This window comes from Halopseudomonas yangmingensis, assembly GCF_900114825.1.
GTDB lineage: Bacteria > Pseudomonadota > Gammaproteobacteria > Pseudomonadales > Pseudomonadaceae > Halopseudomonas > Halopseudomonas yangmingensis.
In genome coordinates this window covers 270,796-294,180 of record NZ_FOUI01000001.1, presented here as the reverse complement: position 1 = coordinate 294,180, position 23,385 = coordinate 270,796, and the positions used below count along the sequence as shown (strand labels likewise).

Below are 23,385 nucleotides of genomic sequence, written 5' to 3'. Positions count from 1 at the left end.
TCAAGCCGTATCAACGCCACTGGAAACGCAGCAGCGGGCCCTGCGCGGAGTCGGGCTGCGGCGAAGCGTCCTCGATGGCGGATTGGCCGTCCTGCTCAGCGTCAGTACTGTCATCCAGCGACGTGGTCAGCGGCTCCTCATCGACGGACAGGGGGCGCAGACGATGATCCAGCGCCAGCAAACGCTGCAACTGGCTAAGGCTGCCAGGAAACTCAAGCGCAACCCGTACCTGATCGCCACGGATATAGACCAGCCGCGGCGCCTGCTCACTGCCCAGTTGCGACAGGGTACGCATCAACCCGGCGTAGTCATCCAGGCTGCGCAAACCTTCCACTTGCAGCAGCCAGTGACCTTCTGCGGATGATGCATCGGTGCTGACAGCATACTGAGCGATGATCTCGTCAGCCAGCGCCAGCATCAGTTGATCAGCCAGGGCGGCAGGGTCGTCACCACGCAGACGGCCGTTGCGGGTGCTGCCGCCAAGCCAGAAATGCCAATCCAGCTGGGCGGCCTGACCCGGTGCGGAAAGCCCAAGCACCAGCACACCGTCTGCCGCATAGCGCTGACTGGCCTCACGAAGCACTGTCTGGTCAGCCTTGCGAATACTCTGTTCATCCACCAGTGCACGATCCTGAAGATCCCCCAAGGGAAGCGCCAGGGCCACACCGCGTCGCGCTGCAGCCTGCTGCAAGAGTGTCAGCCAGTCACCGTCGCCAGGCAGCCACTCGTCACCCAGCACACCGGACTGGACGGCCCAGACCAGAGCCGCCGGCCGGTTACGCCCGAGCATTGGAATGCCGGCACGATGCAATATGCCGTTTACCAGCAGCGGTTCGAACTCGACCCGCTGCACACCATCGTCTGTAGTGCTGCTGCGACGCAGCATGGCTTCGGGGTTTTCATCCGCCAGCAAGCGCTCGCCCACTGCCTTGCTGCCAGCCAGGCGCCCGAGCACTTCAAGCAAGGCTGTGCGCAGTTGCTGCTGACGATCCGCTGCCGCATCGGCGGCAAGTTCGGCCTGATACAGATTACGCAGCACTTCGGCCTGAACCGACACCGGCCAGAGCAACACGAGGCTGAAAGCAAACAGCACTGGCAGATACAGGCTTCGTATCAGGGAGGGGTAAAAAGTCAGTCTGGGCATGGTCTCTGCTCGTGAAACACAGGAGCCAGCGGCTCCTGCAAAGGGCATACATTAAACAAGCAGGCCCACAGCGGCAACCGCGCCGGTTCAGGCAGTATCACCGGCATGGCCCGGCGCCGGGCAAATTGGTACAATCGCGCCCTTGCCAGGACGCCCCCGACGGGCGCCGCCATCCGACCATTACAGCCGAGACGCACGCATGAGCAGCCCGACTTCGTCCAAGCCCTCCATCAGCTACAAGGACGCCGGTGTCGATATCGACGCCGGCAATGCCCTGGTTGACCGTATCAAGCATGTTGCCAAGCGCACAGCCCGCCCCGAAGTCATGGGCGGACTTGGCGGCTTTGGCGCGCTCTGCGAGATCCCCGCCGGCTACCGCCAACCGGTACTGGTCTCCGGCACCGACGGGGTCGGCACCAAGCTGCGCCTGGCGATGGACCTGGGCAAACACGACAGCATCGGTATTGACCTGGTTGCCATGTGTGTCAACGATCTGGTGGTCTGTGGTGCCGAGCCGCTGTTCTTCCTCGACTACTACGCCACAGGAAAACTCAACATCGATATCGCCGCCCAGGTGGTCACCGGCATCGGTGCCGGTTGTGAACTGGCCGGCTGCGCGCTGGTTGGCGGTGAAACAGCTGAAATGCCCGGCATGTACGAAGGCGAGGACTACGACCTGGCCGGTTTCTGTGTCGGCGTGGTGGAAAAGTCCGAAATCATCGACGGCAGCAAGGTGCAAAGCGGCGATGTACTGCTGGCACTGCCCTCCTCCGGCCCGCACTCCAACGGCTATTCGCTGGTCCGCAAGATTCTCGAGGTTTCCGCCACCGACATCGCCAGCACCGAACTGGACGGCCAGCCGCTGCGTGATCTGTTGCTGGCACCGACGCGCATCTACATCAAGCCATTGCTGCAGCTGATCCGCGACACCGGCGCGGTCAAGGCGATGGCCCACATTACCGGCGGCGGCCTGCTGGAAAACATCCCGCGGGTACTGCCGGCTGACAGCCAGGCAATCATCGATCTGGCCAGCTGGAAGCGTCCGGCCGTGTTCGACTGGCTGCAACAGCAGGGCAATGTCGAACAGCACGAAATGTACCGGGTACTCAACTGTGGCGTCGGCATGGTCATCTGTGTGGCCGCCGATCAGGTCGCCACCGCTCTGCAGGTCCTGCAACAGGCTGGCGAGCAACCCTGGGTGATCGGCCGTATCGAACAAGCCAGCGCCGGTGCCGAGCAGGTCGTACTGCAGGGAGCCCACCCGGCGTGAGCTGCCGCATTGCCGTACTGATTTCCGGGTCCGGCAGCAACCTGCAGGCGCTGATCGACCAGCTGCCGGGAGATCACTGCCAGCTGGTCGCGGTACTCAGCAATCGTGCCGAAGCCCTCGGCTTGCAGCGGGCCGCCGAGGCAGGCATTGCCACCCGGGTGCTGGATCACCGTGAGTTTGCCAGCCGTGAGGACTACGATCAGGCACTGGTCGCCGCGATTGACGCCTTTCAGGTCGATCTGGTGGTACTGGCCGGCTTTATGCGCATCCTCACGCCGGCCTTCGTGCGGCATTACCATGGCCGCTTGCTGAACATTCATCCGTCCCTGCTACCGCTGTACAAGGGCCTACACACGCACAGGCGCGCGCTGCAGGCCGGTGACCGCGAACACGGTGCCAGCGTGCATTTTGTCAGCGAGGAACTCGACGGCGGCCCGGTAATACTACAAGCGCGCGTAGCTGTGCTGGCCGATGACGACGAGCAGCGCCTGGCACAACGGGTGCTGCAACAGGAACACAGCATTTATCCGCTGGCGGTTCGCTGGTTTGCCGAAGGACGCCTGCGCATCAACAATCTGGGTCGCGCCTGCCTGGACGGGGAACCAATCCCGCCGGGCGGAATCAGACTGGAAGACCTGCCAGCCACTGAACGAGAATAAACGGATGCTGCAAACCCTGTCCCGTCGTTTTGTCCTGCCACTCGCGCTGATTACCGCCAGTTTGGGTTCGCTGTCACTGCAAAACGCCAGTGCTGCCCAACTGGTTCCCTTTACTGCCAGTTATGCTGCAGAAATGAAAAAGGTGCCGGTGAACGGCGAGGCCAATCACAGCCTGAGTGCCAATGCCGATGGCAGCTGGAATCTGAATTTCACCGCCGGCCTGTTTGTCGCCCGTCTTACCGAAGAAAGCACCCTGCGCGCAGACAATGGGCAATTGCGCCCCCTGACGTATCGCTACGACCGTCGCGGGCTGGGTCGCAGCCGCAGTGACAAACTGGACTTCCACTGGGACCAGTCACGCGTATCCGGCAAGTACAAGGATCGCAGCGTTGACCTGCCACTGGAATCCGGCCTGCTCGACAAGACCACCTACCAGCTGGCCCTGCAACAGGATCTGGCTGCCGGCAAGCAGGAAATGCATTATCGCGTGGTGGATGGCGATACCGTCGATGATTATCACTTTCGGGTAGTCGGAGAAAAGCGCGTAACCACGCGCGTTGGCCAATTCAATGCGGTCGAGGTAGAGCGCGTGCGTGATGCCGACGCCAAGCGTCAGACCACACTCTGGTTTGCTCCTGACTGGCAGTACCTGCTGGTGCGTCTGACCCAGGTTGAAACCGACGGTCAGCACTATCAGATCATGCTCAAGGAAGCGAGCATCGACGGTCAGCCGGTTATCGGCGAACAGCCCAAATAACTGCTCTGCACAGTGAACAGGGCCGGCTATTGCCGGCCCTGTTTCGTTCAGCCCTTGAGTTTCACCGCCAGCTCAGCCACATGGCGGCCCTGGAAGCGCGCGATGGTCAACTCACGCTGGTCCGGCTGGCGCGAACCGTCACCGCCTGCGATGGTGCTGGCTCCATAAGGAGTGCCACCGCCTGGCTGCGAGATATCGGCCAGCTCGGGAATACCATAACCGATCGGCACTATGACCATGCCATGGTGCGCCAGGGTGGTCCAGGTGCTGGTGATGGTCATTTCCTGCCCGCCACCGGTACCGGTCGAGGTAAACACACTGGCCAGCTTGCCGAACAGTGCGCCCTTGGCCCAAAGGCCGCCAGTGCGGTCAAGGAAGTTGCGCATCTGCGCCGACATGTTGCCAAAACGGGTCGGTACGCCAAGGATGATCGCATCGTAATCCACCAGTTGCTCCGGTGAAGCCACCGGCGCCGCCTGATCCTGCTTGCCGCCGGCATTGGCAAAGGCACTCGCATCCATGGTCTCCGGCACCCGCAGCAGCGTCACCTCGGCCCCGGCCACCGCACCAGCGCCTTCTGCCACAGCATTGGCCATGGTTTCCACATGCCCGTACATCGAATGGTAAAGCACCAGAATCTTCGCCATGACAGTCTCCTGTTGTCTGTCGGTTGAACATGGGAACAAGCATGGCAGGCGAAGCGCGAATTATCGAATCGGTTTTTGCGGTATTTTTATCGATTTATTCGATAATACGCAGTGCAGTGTGCAACCCTGAGGCTGCAAGGATGGGGACGCAACGAGAGGGTTGGGGAACAGAAACAAGGCACCCCGAACCAGCCATAGCCGGTCCGGGGTATTCAGGCATCAGCCGACGAAGCGCTCACCAGCTTCGGCACGCCGAACCAGACCGGCGGCGGGCTTCCAGAACTCGCCACGCTCGGCTTCCAGCTGGCGGATTTCCTTCAGTACCACATCCAGACCCAGGCTGTCGGCGTAGCTCATCGGGCCACCACGCTCGGCCGGGAAGCCGTAACCGTACAGGTAGACACGGTCGATATCGGCGGCCGACTCGGCAAAGCCCTCGTCGAGAATCCGTGCGCCTTCGTTGACCAGCGCCAGGATACAGCGGCGCACGATTTCCTCGTCGCTGACCTCACGCGGGGTGTAGCCGGCCTCGGCTGCCACTTCGCGGGCCATCAAATCGGTTTCCGGATCATGCATGGCCTGACGGTTGCCCGGCTCGTACTTGTAGAAGCCATGGCTGCTCTTCTGGCCGAAACGGCCCATTTCACAGAGCTTGTTGTCCAGCCAGACAATCGGTTCGCCGCGGCCAATGCCGGCCAGCTGGCGCGAGCGCCAGCCCAGATCAACACCCACCACGTCATACATGCGGTACGGGCCCATGGCCATGCCGAAGCCCTGCAGGGCCTGATCCACCTGCCATGGGGTGGCGCCTTCCAGCACCACCTCGCGGGACTGGCGCGAATACTTCTCGAGCATGCGGTTGCCGATAAAGCCGTGGCAGTTGCCGGCCAGTACCGCTTCCTTGCCAATCTTCTTGCCGACCGCCAGGCAGGTGTCCAGCACGTCCTGGGCGGTGGCCTTGCCACGCACCACTTCCAGCAGCTTCATGATGTGCGCCGGGCTGAAGAAGTGCAGGCCCAGCACCTGGCTTGGACGGGCAGTGGCCGAGGCGATCTCGTCGATGTTCAGGTAGGAGGTATTGGTGGCGAGGATCGCCGAGGGCTTAACCGCCTTGTCCAGTTCGGCAAAGATCTGCTTCTTCAGATCCATGTTCTCGTAGACTGCCTCAATCACCAGATCCAGATCAGCCAGATCGGCATAATTCTGCGTGGTACTGACCCGCGCCAGACGGGCCTGGGCTTCGGCGTCATCAAAACGCTGCTGGGCCACCGAACGCTTGTAGACATTGGCGATTTCGCCGACACCCTTTTCCAGCATCTCGGCATTCACGTCCAGCCAGATGACCGGGTAGCCGGCATTCAGAAAATTGATCACGATGCCACGACCCATGGTCCCGGCGCCGATCACGCCCACCTTGCGAATGTCTTCAAATGCAGCCATCAGAATTGCCTCCGGATGATAGTCGGACCACAGGCCCGGTTGAACTGGCCTGACCCACGGGTCAGCAGGGTGCCTACCTTACGCAAACACGGCAAGGAAATGAACAGAACACCAGCATTCACGTGGTGAATGGAGTCGCCCGCATCAACCCGGTCAGTGAACCGTCTGCTGCCAGAACCCGCGCACCTGATCGGCCAGGCGCATCGGGTCAAATGGCTTGGCAATCACGCCGACTGCGCCCAACCCGAGAAAATGCGCCACCTCATGCGGCTGCACTTTGGCGGTCATAAATACCACCGGCACCGCAGCCAGGCGCGGCTCAGCCCGCAGGGCTTCGAGGGTGGCCGGCCCATCCATGCCCGGCATCATCACATCCAGCAATATCAGTTGCGGCGCAAACTCCGGTCCCTGCTGTAACGCCTGCTCGCCACCCTCACAAACCAGCACCTGCAAGCCACCAACCGCTTCCAGTGCCAGCTTGGCCACTGCCCGAATATCAGGCTCGTCCTCCACATACATCACCCGCTGCAATTCAGTCACACAACCTCCCTTAACCCTCGGTGCGACAACCGGGAAACTCCACCCAGAACAGGCTGCCCTGCCCCGGCGTCGACTCAAAGCCAATATGCCCACCCATCTGCTCGGTCAGCTCCTTGCAGATAGCCAGGCCCAGGCCGGTACCCTGGGCACGTCGCTGGTCACTGCCGTCAGCCTGGGCAAAGCGCTGAAAGATCCGTTCGTGGAAAGCCGGATCAATCCCCGGCCCCTGATCCTGTACAACAATCCGCAGCCACTGCCCGGCTTCCTCAAAACCAATACTCACCCGGCCGCCCGCATCAGAGAACTTGATGGCATTGCCCACCAGATTGGTCAATATTTGCTGCAGACGCAGGGCATCCACCTGTATCGCCGACGCCGACTGGCTGCGTAAATCCAGCTCGACCCTTCGACTGGCGGCCAGTTGCTGCAGATCATGCACAACCGTCTGCGCCACCTGTTCTGGTGACACCGGCTGCAGGTCAAAGGCCATGCGCCCGGCCATCAGCTTTTCGATATCCAGCAGGTCATTGATCAGCAGCCCGAGCCGCTGGCTGTTGTTGCCGGCAATCGCCAGCATCGATTGCATGGCCTGCGGCACCTCACCGAGGGTGCCTGACTGCAGCAGCCGCAAGGCGCCACTGATGGCGGTGAGCGGCGTGCGCAGCTCATGGCTGACAGTGGAAATGAACTGATCCTTGAGGGTCTGGTTGCGTTGCCGCTCGCTGATATCCTCGGCTATACCCAAATAGCCAGTGACCTCTCCATGCTGATCGCGGATGGCACTGACCACCACCTGTACCGGAATCAGCCGACCATCCCGGTGGCGGTAATGCAGCTGCATCATTTCCTCAATGCCCTGACGCGCCCGAAGGGTAAAGACTTCGTCACCCTGCAACTCACGGCCCAGTTCCCCGGCCAGTTGCCGTGCCCGCTGGCGCAATTCATCACCCAGCAGAAACAGCGTCACCGGACGCTTGCCAACCACTTCATCAGCCGGATAGCCCAGCATACGCTCGGCACCGGCATTGAAAACCTGAATAATCCCGTTGAGATCCACCGCAACAATGGCAAAGGCCCGGGCCGAGGCCAGCACCGAGGACAACAGCTCATTGGTGTCCGCCAGTTCGCCACTGCGCTGTTCAACCAGCGTCTCCAGCCGGCGCAACAGATTGCGCTGCCACAACAGGCGCAGTGCCAGGGCTGCCAACATCGCCAGCAACAGGCACAACAGGTAACCGCCGGCACGAATCATCCAGAATGCAGAGGACGAAGGCGCTGGCAGTGCATAGGCCATTTCCCAGTCGGCTTCGCCCGGCAGGCTCAACAGCAGGGGTTGCTGGTCCCGCTGAAACAGCGCCGGATCACCATAGAACACCGCACCGGGGCCATCTGCACCCGATGCATGCCGCAGGGCCACCCGCAAGGCATCCGGCCGGTCCGGCGCAGGCAACAGCGCAAACAGGCTGTCGGCATCTATCACCGTAGTGAGCAGGCCCCAATACTCACCGCCAATGCGGATCGGTGCGCGGTACACCAGCCCCCGCCCGCCCTGCACCAGTTCCAGGGGACCGGACAGGATGCCACGCGTACTCAGCATGACCCGCTGCACATCCGCCCACTGCTGCGGATGCTCGGTGTAATCAAAACCTACCGCGGCTTCATTGCCGGCCAGCGGAAATACCCAGCGGATGCGGTTATCCGGCGCTATGCCGATATTGCGAAAATGCCTGCCACGTTCGAAAACCAGCGCCAGAATGCGCTGTACCTCATCCGAGTTCACCTGACCTTCGCGTGCCACCACGTAGGACTCAACCCCGGTAGCGAGAAAGGCAGCGGCGTTGATCTCGCTTTCCAGCTGCATGCGCAGGCGTGCGGCCTGATCATGCAGCATTTCCTGCTGACGGCTCTGCTGCAGGGTCTCACGCAACTGCAGCGCGTACTCAAACAACGCCAGTAACAGGGCAAAACACAGACCTACCAGCAAGTAGGGTGCCAAACGGGAGCGCAGTGAGCGAGCCGGCATCAGCAGGCATCCCCAACAGCCGGAATACCCAGCACAAACTCGGTACCTTCCCCCGGCGTTGAGCTGAAGCTGATTTCAATACCCATGCGCTGACACAGCGCATGGGTAATGGCCAGGCCCAATCCGGTGCCGGAGCGCGAGCGCCGGTCCGAGGCATCGGCCTGGACAAACTTCTGGAAGATCTGCGGCTGAAACTCCAGCGGAATACCCGGCCCCTGATCGCGCACCCTGACCAGCCAGCGGCCGGCTGCACTGGCCAGTTCCACATCCACCCGCGATTGTGGCGGCGAAAACTTGATGGCATTCGACAGCAGGTTGGCCATGATCTGCTGGAAGCGCGGCGCATCCACCCGCACCCTGGCCTCTGAGGCAACCGGCCCGAGCTTGAGACTGACGGAAAACTGCCCGGCATAGGGCTGCATGGTCTCAATTGCCTCGTCCAGCAAGGTTGCCAACCTGTGTTCCTGCACGTTGATCGGCATCTTGCCGGCCAGCAGTTTTTCCATGTCCAGCAGATCGCTGATCAGCAGCAACAGCCGCTGACTGTTGCGATCAGCCAGCTCCACCATGGTCTTGGCACTGCCCGGCAGCTCGCCGGCCGCGCCCGAGGCCAACAGCGAGAGGGCACCACTGACCGCCGTCAGCGGGGTGCGCAGTTCATGACTGATGGTGGAAATGAACTCGTTTTTCATCCGGTCAATGCGCTTGCGTTCGGAAATGTCCTCGATCATCGACCAGATCAGCTCGCGCCCACCAGCATCCGTGACCAGCATGCCGTTCAACAGCACCGGGTAGCGACTGCCATCCTTGCGCAGGTACTCCTTCTCAAAGGGTCCGTAACGGCCGGTTTCGCGCAGGCTTATCAGTTGCAGGCGCTCGGCGTCCTCGTATTCAATAGGCGTTACCTCCCAGTAACTCAAGCCGAGAAACTCCTCCTCGGTGTAACCGGTGGGGGCCAGCAGTGCGGCATTTACCTGCACGAATTGGCCGGTATTCAGATCGTTCAGGGCGATGCCTATGGGTGACAGGTCGAACAACCCGCGCAGGCGCTGCTCGCTTTCGCTAAGCGCCTCCAGATAGTTGTCACGGTCAAGCTGCAGTTGTTTTTCCCGGGTGATATCGAGGATAAAACCGTCCATGTACTGCAACTGGCCCTGCTCATCAAAAACCGGTGTGCCTCGCTCCTTGGCCCAACGCACGGTGCCATCACGATGGCAAACGCGATATTCCACCTCCCAGGGCGCGCCTCGCGCTATCGCCCCACCCACCTCACGCTCCAGACGCGCATGCTCGTCGGGATGGATGATGCTCTGGTAGCTGCGCACCCGATTGCCGATAAACTCATCGGCCGGGTAGCCGGACAGTGGGTCCACCTCACCACTGATGTACAGCATGGTCCAGTGTTCGTCGTGCAGACAGCGGTAGGTAATACCGGGAATATTGCCAACCAGGGTACGAAATTGCGACTCGCTCTGTTCCAGAGCCAGCCTGGCCTGAACCTGATCGGTAACGTCGGCATGCGTACCGGCCATCAGCAACGGCTCACCCGCCGCCGTGCGACTGACCAGCCGCCCCCGGTCATGTACCCAGACCCAGTGCCCATCGCGGTGCCGCATGCGGCAGATCACATCGTAGTAGTCGGATTCGCCGGAAAAGTGTTTTCCCAGCGCCTGCCCTGATAGCTGCAGGTCATCCGGGTGTGCCAGCGAGGTCCAGGTTTCAATACTGATCGGCGCCAGCTCCTCAAGGCGGTAGCCGACCATTTCGGCCCAGCGCTGGTTGAACACAGTCTCGCCACTTTGCACATTCCATTCCCAAGTGCCGACATGGGTACCTTCGATCACCCAGTGCAGGCGCTGCTCGGCCAGCTCGGCGCGTTGCAGCTGATCCTGCAGTTGCTGGCGACTGATTTCCACCTCGGCCAGATCGGCCAGATCACGCAACGCCTGCAAGGTCCCGGCATCCGGCTGGCGTGGCTGCGGGTCGAGCACACAGAGGGTGCCGATACGCTGGTCATCGGCAATGCTCAGCGGTGCCGCCGCATAGAAGGCAATACAGGGGCCACCGGTGACCAGCGGGTTATCGGCAAAGCGCGGATCCAGACGGGCATCCTCGACCAGGAAGATGCTGTCCTGCAGGATTGCATGGCCGCAAAAGGAAATTTCCCGGGAGGTCTGGCAAACATCCAGTCCCTGACGCGATTTGAACCACTGATAGTCATCGGCGACCAGTGAAATCACCGCCGACTGCACCCCGAACAACTGGCGGGCCAGCCGGGTAATACGGTCAAAGCGTGCCTCGGCCGGGGTATGCAGCAGACCGGTGGCATGCAGGGCTGCCAGGCGCTCGGCTTCGTTATCAGGCACTTCGGGAATCCGCATGCAACAGCCTCGGCAAGGTGGGGAGTTCCGCTGACCGGTGCAGGGAACCACTGCCAGCAAAAGATAGCCCAAGCGGCGCAGGGGCGATAGCTGGCCGGCAAAAGTCTGCGACGGCAGCTGCAGCTCGGCTGAACCTATCCAACCCCGCAACAAACCGCTAGAATGCTGGCCGCTCGCAGTCATGGTGGCTGCGGCAATGGGTTCCCTAACCCCATTCAGCCTAAAAAGGACATCACATGTCGTTGATTACCGCATCGGTCAGCCGTCAGGTTGTGGCCGGTCTTGTTGCCTTTCACATTCTCATCATCATTGCCAGCAACTACCTGGTGCAGTTGCCGATCACCCTGTTCGGCTGGCACAGCACCTGGGGTGCGTTCAGCTTTCCGTTCATTTTCCTCGCCACCGACCTGAGCGTTCGACTGATGGGCAAGCAGGCCGCACGGCGGGTGATCGCCCGGGTCATGCTGCCGGCGCTGGTAGCCTCCTATGTGGTGTCGGTGCTGTTCCATGAGGCGCGCTTTGGTGGCCTGATGGCGCTCGGCGAATTCAACAGCTTTGTATTTCGCATCGCGCTGGCCAGCTTCCTCGCCTATGCCCTCGGTCAGCTGCTGGATATCCAGGTATTCGACCGCCTGCGCAACCTGCGCCAATGGTGGGTTGCACCAGCGGCCTCAACCCTGCTGGGCAATCTGCTGGATACTTATATGTTCTTCTCGGTGGCTTTCTGGCAGAGCAGCGATCCCTTTATGGCGGCCAACTGGGTGGAAATTGCCACGGTCGACTATGTGATCAAGCTGGCCATCAGCATGATGCTGTTCGTGCCGCTGTACGGCATGTTGCTGACAGCCATTGTGCGCCTGCTGCCAGCCCGGCAACTGGACGCCCTGGGAGCCAGAGGCTGAAGTCTACAGATTGACCAACGGGATACCCCAGTCACTAAGCAGGTCAGCCGCCTGCTGCACATCGTCACGGGTGCTGCCACGCATACGCAGCGCCTGGTCGGCACGCTCCGGCTGGAACACGAAACAGGCGCCGGCGCGGGCGCGCATGGCCACCCCGGCATTCGGCACCAGATCCAGGTTGTAGCCCTTGCTGGCAGCCACCATCACTGCCCGCCGCTGCACATACAGGGCCTCCAGCGTCGGGTCATCCAGCTCGGCCTCGGCCCAGCCCATCAGGTCACGCAAGTCGCGCTGATCAAACACATCCTGACTGTCGATCCGGGTGCCACGCAGGCGCCAGTCAAGCAGCTGCCGGCCATCCAGAAACAGTTCGGCATGCCGGTATTCGTGCATTGCCCCGCGCACCCGCGAGACATACTCGCGACGTCCTGGCGATAGCGCCTGGGCCAACGCGACGGTCAGCAGATCGTACTGGTGGGTGCACTGCTGCTTGGCATCAATACCCGACAAGCGGGAACTGATTCGCTGGCGCAGCGGTTGACCGACAAACGCCTGCAACTTGCGTTCGGCCTGCGGGCATACCGACCAGGGCGTGCGTTTGGCCTGACTGTGCACCGAGGTGATCTGCTCGCCATCGTGACCAACCGCCAGCTCGAAGCGGTGGTGTTCATCCTCCATCGCCACCCGGCACAGGCCGGGCTCGACCTCGAAGATCACACGGCGGTAGAACAGGTGGGGCGAATCAGCTGCAGACATGAAGAACTCCGTGGCATAAAAGAGAATCCATTCACCGCAGACCCATTCGGCGACATGGAGCGATGCCAGTCTAGCGCGGACAGCCATGATATGAACCAGCATTCCGGCCTTGAATATCGGCCTCTACGCCAAGTTGTCAGTTTTGGCCTATGCGGCTGACCTCAGCACCTCGCCGACCGCATCGGCCGAGGTTTCCCGGCGCAGCTGCTCGAACAGCGCAGCGGCCTCGGGATAGCCGCGGGTCAGCAAACCCAGCCACTGCTTGAAGCGTCCCGGCGCATGCCGATCCACCACCCGCTCGCGCACCTGGCGGTAGAACTCCAGCAACCACGGCTGCAGTTGTGCCCAGTCCAGCGGTTGCAGCGGCTGGCCATGCTGGACCTGGCGAATCTGCAAGGCCAGATCCGGGCGAGAAACCAGCCCGCGCCCGAGCATCACGTCGGCGCAGCCGCTGTCCTGGCGGATGCGCTGGTAATCCTCCAGGGTCCACACCTCGCCGTTCGCCACCACCGGCACACTGACCGCCGCGCGGATGCGCTCGATCCAGTCCCAATGCACCACCGGCCTGTAGCCTTCGAGCTTGGTCCGCCCATGTACCACGATACGCGCCGCGCCGGCATCCTGCAGGGCTCTGGCGCAGTCCAGGGTCAGGCGGGTATCACTGACACCCAGACGCATCTTGGCCGTCACCGGCACGCTGTCCGGCAACGCCTCGCGCACCGCACGGGTCAGGGCAAACAGGGTGTGAGGTTCTTCCAGCAGTACGGCACCACCCCGGTGACGGTTGACCGTCTTCGCTGGGCAACCAAAGTTCAAATCGACCACCGGAGCGCCCCAGTCGGCCAGCAGCGCGGCGTTATGCGCCATCCAGCGCAGATCCGAGCCGAGTAACTGGGCGTGCACCGGCGTGCCGGCAGGGGTTTGCCAGGCGTGGCGCATTTCCGGCACCAGCCTTTCCACGGCCGGGCGATGCAGCGGGCCGCCGGTGACCCGGATAAACTCGCTGACACACCAGTCGATACCGCCTATCCGGGTCAGCACATCGCGCATCGGCGCATCCACCAGCCCCTCCATCGGGGCCAGAATCACCTGTCCCGTCACGGCTGGATGCCGTGACTGGCGAGCAACTCAAGCAACTGTTGCTCGCTCCACACGGTGACTCCCAGTTGCTCGGCCTTGCCCAGCTTGCTGCCGGCACCGGGGCCGGCGACCACGCAATGGGTTTTCGCCGAAACACTGCCGGCAACCTTGGCGCCGAGGCTTTCCAGATGCGCCTTGGCGACATCCCGGGAGAAGGTTTCCAGGGTGCCGGTCAGCACCCAGGTCTGGCCGGCCAGCGGCTGACCCTCGCCAGCCTGCGCGCGCGGGCTGTCCCAGTGCATGCCGAACGCGCGCAGTTGCGCTTCGATGGCCTGTACCTGCTGACGCCGGCCTGCATCACGGAAAAACGCGCGCAGGCTTTGCTGGGCCTTCTCGGTCAAACGCTCGACTTGCTTGAGCTCCAGCCATTCTGCCTGCATCAGTTGATCCAGACTGCCAAAGCGGCTGGCCAGCCGCTCGGCGCCGGTTTTCGCGATATGTGGAATATTCAGCCGCTCGAGAAACTCGGCCAGCGTCACACAGGCGGCAAATTCGGCGGCGATATCGCCCTGCTCCTGCAGACTGACGCCACGTTCGAGCAACTGGGCGATCACCGTGCGATTGTGCTGATCGGCAAAGAAGCTGTGAATTTCGTGGGCCACTTCCAGCCCGACATCTGGCAGGTAGATCAGCACCTCTGGCAGGGCCTGACTGATCCGCTGCAGCGAGCCCAGCGCACGCGCCAGCAGTTTGGCGGTTTCCTCGCCGACATCGGGAATGCCGAGGGCGTAGATAAAGCGCGCCAGGGTCGGCGTCTTGCTGGCCTGAATGGCTGTCAGCAGGTTCTTGCTCGACAGCTCGGCAAAGCCATCCAGTGAGATCAGCTGCTCATAGGCCAGCAGGTAGAGGTCGGCTGGCGAGCTGACCAACCCGGCGTCCACCAGTTGCTCGACGATCTTTTCACCGAGACCGTCGATATCCATGGCACGGCGCGAGACGAAATGGATGATCGACTGCTTGAGCTGGGCCTGGCAGGTCAGCCGGCCAACACAGCGGTACACCGAACCTTCGCTGATGCTCTGCCCGCCCTTGCCGCGCTTGACCAGTTGGGTGCGCTCGACCGCCGAGCCGCACACCGGGCAATGTTCAGGAATCAGCACCGGGCGGGCATCGGCCGGGCGGCGCTCGGCTACCACCTGCATGACCTGCGGAATCACGTCACCGGCCCGCCGGATAATCACGCTGTCACCGATCATCAGCCCCAGCCGTGCCACTTCATCCATATTGTGCAGGGTGGCGTTGGATACGGTGACGCCGGCCACCCGCACCGGCTTCAGGCGCGCTACCGGGGTCACCGCACCGGTACGCCCGACCTGAAACTCGACATCCAGCAGCTCGGTAAGCTCTTCCATCGCCGGAAACTTGTGGGCGATCGCCCAACGTGGCTCGCGGGCACGAAAGCCCAGCTCACGCTGATACGCCAGTCGATTGACCTTGAACACCACGCCGTCAATCTCGTAGTCCAGCCCGGCGCGGCGCTCACCGATGTCACGGTAGTAGGCCAGGCACTGCTCTACCCCGCGGGCCAGCTTCAGCTCGCGACTGATCGCCAGCCCCCAGCCGCGCAGCTGCTCAAGAATAGCGGTCTGGCTGTCGGCCAGATCACCCTCAACCCGGCCAATGCCGTAGCAGCAGAACTCCAGCGGCCGGCTGGCGGTAATCTTCGGATCCAGCTGGCGCAGCGAGCCGGCAGCGGCATTGCGCGGGTTGGCAAAGGGCTTACCCCCGCTTTCGCGCTGACGCGCATTCAGCGCCTCGAAACCGGCCTTGCTGATAAACACTTCGCCGCGCACTTCCAGCACCGCCGGCCAGCCCTCACCGCAGAGCTTCAGCGGTACATTGCGGATGGTGCGCACATTGGCGCTGATATCCTCGCCAGTGCTGCCGTCACCCCGGGTGGCGCCGCGCACCAGCTGACCTTGCTCATACAACAGGCTGACCGCCAGGCCATCGAGCTTGGGCTCACAACAGTAGTCAACCTCTGCGCCACCCCCAAACAAGTCACCGCCTGGCAAATCCAGCCCCTCGCGCACCCGGCGGTCGAAGGCACGCAGGTCGTCCTCCTCGAAGGCGTTGCCCAGACTGAGCATGGGCACCTCGTGACGCACCTCGGCAAATGCCGACAAGGCCGCGCCGCCAACCCGCTGGGTCGGTGAGTCGGGGGTGATCAAGTGCGGGTTGTCTGCTTCCAGCGCCTTCAGCTGGTTGAACAGCCGATCGTACTCGGCATCCGGAATACTCGGCTGATCCAGTACGTAATAGCGATGGTTGTGCGTATTGAGCTGCTCGCGCAGCTGCTGGATGCGCTGCGCCGGATCGGCGGTTTCAGTCATGACGGGGTCCACTGCGGGCTGATGCGTCCGCCCGCACCTAGCGACGCTGGGCAAACTGCTTGCGTTCGAACTCGGCGATGCGCTGACGATAGTGTTCGATGGTCTGGGCTGTCAGCACGCTGCGCTGCTCGTCCTTCACATCCCCACCCAGCTCATGCGACAGCTTGCGCGCAGCGGCAATCATCAGATCCAGCGCCTGCTTGGGATGACGCGGGCCGGGCAGGCTCATAAAGAAGCTGACCGCCCGCACAGGGGTATCGTCCATAGCGTCGATATCAAAGGTGCCGGGCTTGAGCGCATTGGCCATGGAAAACAGGATATCGCCATTGCCGGACATGCTCTCGTGGCGATGGAAGATATCCATATCACCGTGCCGCAGGCCGCTCTCCATCACGTTCTGCAGCAAGGCGCCGCCGGGGAAGCCTTCCTCGTCACGCGCCACCACCAGGATCACCAGCACCTCCTCGGGCAGCGGCGCATCACTGAGTTTGGCCTGACGAACCGGCTCGGCGGCCTTGGGCTCTACCAGCGGCTCAGGTTCAACAGCGCTAAACCCGGTAGCCGGCTCGTCCGGGTCGAAATCCAGACCGACCTGCTGCGGCTCGCGCCAGTCGTCCGCCGCCTCATTAATAACGGAGCTCAGGGGATCATCACCGAGCTGCGGCTCGGTTCGCTCTCCGCGCGAAATTACACGAGGGGGGCCAAGCAACTCGTTATCGTTGTCCGGCAAATCGGGAATATTGCGTTCCAGCTTGAAACGGATCTTGGAGCGACCACCCATGCGTCGCCAACCGTCGATCAGAATGCCGACGATCACCAACAGACCGATGATGATGAGCCACTCGCGCAGACCGAAATCCATGAATATCTAGTTCCTGTTGTCCTGGAAAGCTGAAGTTGCGCAGTTTGCCGACAAACTGCGCCGCTGAAAAGACACTAACATGACTGTTGCGCAGTTTACACCGCCGCCAGCGCTGCCGCCTCCTCCACGTTAACTGTGACCAGCCGCGAGCAGCCTGGTTCATGCATGGTCACACCAAGCAACTGATCGGCCATTTCCATGGCGATCTTGTTATGGGTGATATAGATAAACTGCACACGATCGGACATCTCCTTGACCATGCGGGCGTAACGCCCGACGTTGGCATCGTCGAGCGGGGCATCGACCTCGTCGAGCATGCAGAACGGCGCCGGGTTCAGCTGGAAGATCGAGAACACCAAGGCAATCGCGGTCAGCGCTTTCTCACCACCGGAGAGCAGGTGAATGGTGCTGTTTTTCTTGCCCGGCGGCTGCGCCATGATCGCCACCCCGGTATCCAGCAAATCATCCCCAGTCAGCTCCAGACTGGCATTGCCACCACCGAACACCCGCGGAAACAGCGCCTGCAGGCCCTGATTGATACGATCGAAGGTTTCGCGAAAACGCGCACGGGTCTCGCGGTCTATGCGCCGGATCACCTGTTCAAGGGTATTCAGCGCTTCGACCAGATCGTCATTCTGTGCATCCAGATAGCGTTTGCGTTCGGACTGCTGCTGATATTCGTCAATCGCCGCCAGATTGATCGCACCCAGGCGCTGGATGCGCGCATCCAGCTGCGCCAGTTGCTGCTCCCAGCCGGCCTCGCTGGCCTCGGCCGGCAGACTGTCGAGCACGCCATGCAGGTCGTAGCCGGATTCCAGTAACTGCTCCTCCAGCGCCTGACGGCGGCTTTGCAGGTCACGCAGATCAAGGCGCTGCTCATCCAGCTGGCCACGCAGCTGCTGCGCTTGCTGTTCGGCACGGGTGCGCCGTTGCTCCTGCTCGCGCAGCTGCTGGTCGGCCTGCTCCATCGCCTGACGCGCCTGCGCCAGTTGTTGTTCAACCGCCAGCCGCTGCTCCAGCAACTCCTCCAGTTGCAGGCGCTGGTCTTCCTCGGGAGCCTGACTGTCCTCCAGGGTCATCTGCAACTGCTCGCGGCGCTCGGCCAGCCGCTCGATCTGCAGTTGCAGACGCTCAAGCGCCTGACCTGCAGAGCCCTGCTGGGCCCGTAGCGACTGCGCACGCAGGGCCAACTGGTGTGCCTGCTCTTTATTATACCGGGCCAACTGGCGCGCCTGATCCAGCCGCTCACGGACCTGATCGCGCCGGCCCAACAAGCGCTCGCGCTGCTCGCCATCGCTGGCCATGCGCTCCAGTGCCTCCTGCAGCAACAGGCGCGCCTCGGCCAGTTGCTCCTGCTCCTGCTCACGCTGGGCCTGCAGCTCCTGCAGGTCATCGGCAATGCGCTGGCGCCGCGCATTGACCTGCTCCACTCGCACCTGACGCGCCGACCACTGGGCCTTGAGCTCGCCGTGTTCACGGCCCAGCCGGGCCAGACCGTGCTGCAGCTGTTCACGCTGCTGCTCCAGCTGGCTGATGCCCTGGCGTTGCTGCTGCAATTTCTGCTCGCCATCGGCCAGCGCCTGTTCGGCCTGCTCCAGCTGTTGCTGCAGTTCGATAATCTGCTGCCGGCGCGCCAGCACGCCGGACCCGGCCTCCTCGCCACGCCGCAGGCGCAGCCAGTTGCGCCCCAGCCAGTGACCGTCGGCGGTTATCAATGACTCGCCCGGCCGCAGTGCATGACGGCGCTGCAGGGCCTCGGGCAAATCAGCGGCGGTGTACACCTGCGCCAGCCAGGGCGACAGGTCCAGCGTGCTGCTGACCTGTTGCAACAGGCTGCCATCCGCGAGCCCGCCGGAGTCGCCAGCCTGCAACTGCTCGACCAGCCGCAGACGGCCACGACTGAAGTCCTGCAGACTGTCGATCTGCTGATCCAGCTGCGTCAGACAGATGGCCTGCAGGTCCTCGGCCAACACCGTTTCCACGGCGCTCTCCCAGCCGGGCTGCACCTGCAGACACTCGGCCAGCCGCAGGCTGTCCTGCAGGCCATGGCGCTGCAACCACTCACGCACGCCCTGACCGTGCTGCAGGGCTTCCTGCTGCAAGGCCTCAAGCGAGGCCAGTCGGCCGCTGGCGCGCTGCTGCTCATTGCGGCGGATATCCTGCTCCTGACCGAGGGCCGTCTGGGTGTCGCGTTGCAGTTGCAACTGCTCGCCCAGTTCATCCAGCCGCTGACGGTCATCCTCGCTACGCAGGTCCAGTTCCGCCAGTTGCTCGGCAAGACTTTCAAGTTCTTCGTCCAGACTGCCGACCGACAACCCACCAGCCTCGTCCTGCAATCGGCGGATACGCTCACCCAAGCGTTCCAGTGCCTGCTCCAGATGACGAATGCGTGACTGCTCGACCTCGGCCTGCTGACGCGGCGCAGACGAGCTGTGGTTGAACTGGTCCCAGGCCTGTTGCCAGTCGTGCATGGCCTGCTCGGCTACCTGCAACTGTTCGCCGGCATCCTCCTCGGCCGCCGCCAGCAGCTCCAGTTGCGGCTCGATCTCGGCCAGCTCGCCAGCCAGATCGGCCTGCAGTGCCTGATCCTGGGTCAGGTGGCTGTGCGCCTCCTGCCAGGCCTGTTCGGTCTGTTGCAGGTCATTGCGCAGCTGTTGCTGGCGGTCTCGATTGAACTGCAGGGCCTGCTCGATACGGCTTATCTCTGCACCCAGGCTGTAGAAGCGCCCCTGCACCTGGTTGAACTCATCCCCCAGGCGGGCGTGCAGATCGCGCTGGGTCTCGATGGCGCTCTCGGCCTGGCGCTGATCGGCAATCAGGCCCTCGAAGGCCACTTCCAGGTTGGCCACGCGCTGCTGGTAATCGCCACTGCGGGCATCCAGTGCCTGCCAGCGCAGGGCCAGCAGCTGTGCCTTGAGCTGGCGTTCCTCGGCCTTGTATTCCTTATATTTCTCGGCGGCCTGGGCCTGGCGCTGCAGGTGCCCGAGCTGGCGCTCCAGTTCCTCGCGCAGATCAGTCAGGCGCGCCAGGTTCTCGTGGGTGCGGCGGATGCGGTTCTCGGTCTCGCGGCGGCGTTCCTTGTACTTGGAAATCCCCGCCGCCTCTTCGATAAACAGGCGTAGCTCGTCCGGCTTGGCCTCGATCAGCCGGGAAATCATGCCCTGCTCGATGATCGAGTAGCTGCGCGGGCCGAGGCCGGTGCCGAGGAAGATGTCGGTGATGTCGCGGCGCCGGCACTTGGTGCCATTGAGAAAGTACTGGTTCTGCGCTTCACGGGTGACCTTGCGGCGGATGGAAATCTCGGCATAACCGGCGTATTCGCCTTTCAGGCTGCCATCGCTGTTGTCGAACACCAGCTCGATCGAGGCCTGACCGACCGGCTTGCGACTGTTCGAGCCGTTGAAAATCACATCGGTCATCGACTCGCCGCGCAGGTTCTTTGCCGAACTTTCGCCCATGACCCAGCGCACCGCATCGATGATATTGGATTTACCACAGCCGTTGGGGCCGACCACGGCGCCCATATTGGTCGGGAAATACACGGTGGTGGGGTCGACGAACGACTTGAAGCCCGCCAGCTTGATGCATTTGAGTCGCATTGATCGGCCTGTCCCTGATGCTCGGCAGCGAATCCGGCATTTTTACCCGTGGCGCCGCCGGATACAACCGCTGACCGGTGTCTGTGGCCAAAGGCGAGTACCTGCGGCAGAATCAGCCATTCGAAATTTGCCTGGAGCCCGCATGCAAGACAGTTCACGCCTCGGACGACTGTACGACCTGATGGTTGAGCCCGAGGATAGCCGTGTCTGCCGCGACATTCCCGATAGCGCCTGTCATGAGGTACCGGGTAATTTCTTCCGCCAGCTGCTGGCGACCACCCTGACCAACCTGGGTGATACCCTGACCAGCCCGAAGACCACTTTGACCTGGCTGCTGGCCAGCGTTGGCGCACCTCTTGCTCTGGTTGCCTGGCTGGTACCTATCCGCGAATCCGGCTCGATGCTGCCACAACTGCTGATAGCCGCCTGGGTACGCACCAGACCACGGCGTGCCGGCATCTGGGTAGCCGGGAGCCTGTTGCAGGCACTGGCGATACTGCTGATGGGATTGGCTGCCTGGCTGACCCGTGGTGCGCTGGCCGGCGCACTTATTGTTGCCTGCCTGGTGCTGTTCAGCCTGGCCCGAGGCTTCTGTTCGGTGGCAAGCAAGGATGTAATCGGCAAGACCATTCCCAAGACCCGGCGCGGCCGCCTGAATGGCATGGCCTCAAGCCTTTCCGGCTGGCTGGTGCTTGGCGTCGGTGCCAGCTGGCTGCTGTGGCCACCCGACGATGATAACCGCTTGTTTCTGCTTGGCTTGCTGTTTGGCGCAGCACTGCTGTGGCTAGTGGCGGCATTATTGTATCAGGGCATCGACGAAGCCCCTGGAGCCACCGAAGGTGGCGCCAATGCAATAAACACCGCAGTTGCCAGCCTTGGCCTGCTGCGGACCGATGCGCCCTTCCGCCGCTTTGTGCTGGTGCGCGCCCTGCTGCTGTGCTCTGCACTGTCTGCCCCCTACTATGTGCTGCTTGGCCAGACTGCCAACAACGGCCTGGGTATGCTGGGTGCCTTTTTGCTGGCCAACGGCCTGGCCAGCAGCCTCAGCGGCGGTTTTTGGGGACGCCAGGCAGATGCGTCGAGTCGTCAGGTAATGATACGGGCGGCGCTGCTGGCGAGCCTGCTCGGCCCGCTGGTGATTGCACTGGATGCCAGCCAGTGGCTTTCACCCCGGCTGCAGGACTGGCTTTTCCCGTGCGCCTTTTTTGTGCTGGGCATCGCCCACAGTGGCGTGCGTGTGGCACGCAAGACCTATGTGCTGGATATGGCCGGCGGCAGCAAACGCACTGACTATGTTGCTGTGGGAAACAGCCTGATCGGGCTGATTCTGCTTGCTACCGGCCTGTTCGGTCTGCTTACACCACTGATCGGTGCCGCCGGCATGCTGTTGCTGCTGTCCGGTATTGGCCTGACCGGCGCCATCCTTGCGATTTCCCTGCCCGAGGTACAGAGTCCATGAGCAACACCTCCGCTACCAACGCCGCACCCATGGTACGCACCGGCATCCAACGCACGGGGCTGTGGCTGGGCCTGCTGTGGCTACTGGCCTGTCTTCTGCTGCCAGCGCCCGGCGAGATGTCGCTGACCGCCTGGCGCGCCCTCGGACTGATGCTGCTGATGGCCACCTGGTGGTCCACCGAGGCGATTCCGATTCCGGCTACGGCATTGCTGCCGATTCCGTTGATTCCGGCGTTGGACTTGGGTTCGGTCAGCCAGGCCAGTTCACCCTATGCCAACCCGATCATTTTCCTGTTTATGGGCGGCTTTGTGCTGGGACTGGCAATGCAGCGCTGGAACCTGCATCGCCGTATCGCGCTGGCCACCCTGCTGGCCGTCGGCAGCCAGCCGCGCCGGCAAATCGGCGGTTTTATGCTGGCCACCGCCTTTCTCAGCATGTGGGTTAGCAATACAGCCACTACCATCATGATGCTGCCAATCGGCCTGTCTGTGCTCAGCCTGCTGGACGGACAAAACCCTGAAGCCGTCAAACGCTTCGCCACCGCGCTGCTGCTGGCGATTGCCTATGCCGCCAGCGTTGGCGGTATAGCCACACTGATCGGCACCCCACCGAACGCCTTGCTGGCGGCCTGGCTGGCTGAAAACCAGGGCATCCAGGTCGGCTTTGCCCAATGGATGCTGATTGGCGTGCCGGTGGCCGCCAGTATGCTGTTACTGGTCTGGTGGTGGCTGACCCGCAAGGACTTTGGCCTCTCGGCAGAAACCGACAGCCAGTCGCTGCTGCGTGCGCAGTTGCATGAACTGGGTCCGATGGGCGTGCCCGAGCAACGGGTAGCGCTGCTGTTCGGCCTGACGGCGTTGGCCTGGATAGTCCAGCCACTGCTATCCGGCGCCGGACTGGCCTGGCTAAACGATACGTTGATTGCCATCGCTGCTGCCCTGCTGTTGTTTATCCTGCCAGCCGGCAATGGCCGCGACACGCTGATGGACTGGGAGAGCGCAGCAAAATTGCCCTGGGGCGTGCTGCTGCTGTTTGGCGGTGGCCTGAGCCTGGCCGGCGTGATCAGCAGCTCCGGGCTGGCCGAATGGATCGCCAGCAGTCTGGGCAGTCTGCAGGCCCTGCCGCTGATTGTGATGATGCTGCTGGTAGTGACGGTGATCATCTTCCTGACTGAAGTCACCAGCAACACCGCGACTGCCGCCGCTTTCCTGCCGCTGCTTGGCGCCCTGGCGATTGCCCAGGGCGTATCGCCTCTGCTGCTCACGGTACCGGCAGCCATTGCCGCCAGCTGTGCGTTCATGATGCCGGTCGCCACCCCGCCGAATGCCATCGTATTTGCCAGCGGGCATTTGCGTATCGGGCAGATGATCAGTGCCGGTCTGGCACTGAATATTGGCGGAATGGCTCTGGTGACCCTGATCAGCTACGCACTGGTCGGTCTGATATTCGGTCTTTGATCAGGAGGAAACGGCT

17 protein-coding genes are annotated in these 23,385 nt (G+C 62.5%); 6 read left to right on the top strand and 11 right to left on the bottom strand.

Features of this window, described 5'->3' with window-relative positions; translation table 11 throughout:
- Positions 1 to 10 precede the first annotated feature (10 nt).
- The gene (locus BMZ23_RS01430) at positions 11 to 1,144 is read right to left on the bottom strand and encodes a DUF2066 domain-containing protein (protein ID WP_177197186.1); all 1,134 of its coding nucleotides are present in this window, start codon (positions 1,142 to 1,144) and stop codon (positions 11 to 13) included.
- A 199-nt stretch (positions 1,145 to 1,343) separates the two neighbouring features.
- On the opposite strand from BMZ23_RS01430, the gene purM reads away from it, so the two are divergent.
- The 3 genes from purM to BMZ23_RS01415 are packed head-to-tail and all read left to right on the top strand — an operon-like array spanning position 1,344 to position 3,830.
- Entirely contained in the window at positions 1,344 to 2,414 is a 1,071-nt protein-coding gene (purM, locus tag BMZ23_RS01425) for a phosphoribosylformylglycinamidine cyclo-ligase (RefSeq protein ID WP_093471653.1), read from the top strand.
- Positions 2,411 to 3,073, top strand: coding sequence for a phosphoribosylglycinamide formyltransferase (purN, locus tag BMZ23_RS01420; RefSeq protein ID WP_093471650.1), 663 nt, complete (start codon positions 2,411 to 2,413; stop codon positions 3,071 to 3,073). Before purM ends, purN begins: the two co-directional genes overlap by 4 nt.
- A gap of 16 nt (positions 3,074 to 3,089) precedes the next feature.
- On the top strand, positions 3,090 to 3,830 hold the full coding sequence (locus tag BMZ23_RS01415; RefSeq protein ID WP_245748094.1) for a DUF3108 domain-containing protein: 741 nt from the start codon (positions 3,090 to 3,092) through the stop codon (positions 3,828 to 3,830).
- 47 nt (positions 3,831 to 3,877) lie between these two features.
- Here BMZ23_RS01415 and wrbA read toward each other — a convergent pair whose 3' ends face one another.
- The 5 genes from wrbA to BMZ23_RS01390 all read right to left on the bottom strand — a co-directional run bounded on the left by wrbA (position 3,878) and on the right by BMZ23_RS01390 (position 10,846).
- Complete coding sequence (gene wrbA / locus BMZ23_RS01410; RefSeq protein ID WP_093471644.1) at positions 3,878 to 4,477, bottom strand: NAD(P)H:quinone oxidoreductase; 600 nt, start codon at positions 4,475 to 4,477, stop codon at positions 3,878 to 3,880.
- 219 nt (positions 4,478 to 4,696) lie between these two features.
- Positions 4,697 to 5,917, bottom strand: coding sequence for a 3-hydroxyacyl-CoA dehydrogenase (locus tag BMZ23_RS01405; RefSeq protein WP_093471641.1), 1,221 nt, complete (start codon positions 5,915 to 5,917; stop codon positions 4,697 to 4,699).
- Between the two features lie 153 nt (positions 5,918 to 6,070).
- Positions 6,071 to 6,457: a response regulator gene (locus tag BMZ23_RS01400; protein ID WP_093471638.1), complete on the bottom strand. Its 387-nt coding sequence runs from the start codon at positions 6,455 to 6,457 to the stop codon at positions 6,071 to 6,073.
- A gap of 10 nt (positions 6,458 to 6,467) precedes the next feature.
- A complete protein-coding gene (locus BMZ23_RS01395; RefSeq protein ID WP_093471635.1) occupies positions 6,468 to 8,480 on the bottom strand; it encodes an ATP-binding protein in 2,013 nt (670 codons plus the stop codon).
- Positions 8,480 to 10,846: a PAS domain S-box protein gene (locus BMZ23_RS01390; RefSeq protein ID WP_218143537.1), complete on the bottom strand. Its 2,367-nt coding sequence runs from the start codon at positions 10,844 to 10,846 to the stop codon at positions 8,480 to 8,482. The genes BMZ23_RS01395 and BMZ23_RS01390 overlap by 1 nt, the downstream gene beginning before the upstream one ends.
- 251 nt (positions 10,847 to 11,097) lie before the next feature.
- Here BMZ23_RS01390 and BMZ23_RS01385 point away from each other — a divergent pair, with 251 nt between their 5' ends.
- Complete coding sequence (locus BMZ23_RS01385; protein ID WP_093471630.1) at positions 11,098 to 11,763, top strand: 7-cyano-7-deazaguanine/7-aminomethyl-7-deazaguanine transporter; 666 nt, start codon at positions 11,098 to 11,100, stop codon at positions 11,761 to 11,763.
- 3 nt (positions 11,764 to 11,766) lie between these two features.
- Here BMZ23_RS01385 and BMZ23_RS01380 read toward each other — a convergent pair whose 3' ends face one another.
- The 5 genes from BMZ23_RS01380 to smc all read right to left on the bottom strand — a co-directional run bounded on the left by BMZ23_RS01380 (position 11,767) and on the right by smc (position 20,453).
- Positions 11,767 to 12,519, bottom strand: a complete 753-nt coding sequence (locus BMZ23_RS01380; RefSeq protein ID WP_177197185.1) for a DUF2889 domain-containing protein — start codon at positions 12,517 to 12,519, stop codon at positions 11,767 to 11,769.
- Positions 12,520 to 12,666: 147 nt separating this feature from the next.
- Positions 12,667 to 13,593, bottom strand: coding sequence for a tRNA dihydrouridine synthase (locus tag BMZ23_RS01375; protein ID WP_093472114.1), 927 nt, complete (start codon positions 13,591 to 13,593; stop codon positions 12,667 to 12,669).
- 23 nt (positions 13,594 to 13,616) lie between these two features.
- A complete protein-coding gene (gene ligA, locus BMZ23_RS01370) occupies positions 13,617 to 15,992 on the bottom strand; it encodes an NAD-dependent DNA ligase LigA (protein WP_093471624.1) in 2,376 nt (791 codons plus the stop codon).
- Between the two features lie 37 nt (positions 15,993 to 16,029).
- Positions 16,030 to 16,854, bottom strand: a complete 825-nt coding sequence (gene zipA / locus BMZ23_RS01365; protein WP_093471621.1) for a cell division protein ZipA — start codon at positions 16,852 to 16,854, stop codon at positions 16,030 to 16,032.
- Positions 16,855 to 16,949: 95 nt separating this feature from the next.
- Positions 16,950 to 20,453: a chromosome segregation protein SMC gene (gene smc / locus BMZ23_RS01360; RefSeq protein WP_093471618.1), complete on the bottom strand. Its 3,504-nt coding sequence runs from the start codon at positions 20,451 to 20,453 to the stop codon at positions 16,950 to 16,952.
- A 142-nt stretch (positions 20,454 to 20,595) separates the two neighbouring features.
- Here smc and BMZ23_RS01355 point away from each other — a divergent pair, with 142 nt between their 5' ends.
- Both BMZ23_RS01355 and BMZ23_RS01350 read left to right on the top strand, forming a co-directional pair.
- Positions 20,596 to 21,912, top strand: a complete 1,317-nt coding sequence (locus BMZ23_RS01355) for an MFS transporter (protein ID WP_093471615.1) — start codon at positions 20,596 to 20,598, stop codon at positions 21,910 to 21,912.
- Positions 21,909 to 23,369 (top strand): SLC13 family permease, encoded by a 1,461-nt coding sequence (locus tag BMZ23_RS01350; RefSeq protein ID WP_093471612.1) that lies wholly within the window; start codon positions 21,909 to 21,911, stop codon positions 23,367 to 23,369. Before BMZ23_RS01355 ends, BMZ23_RS01350 begins: the two co-directional genes overlap by 4 nt.
- Positions 23,370 to 23,385 lie beyond the last annotated feature (16 nt).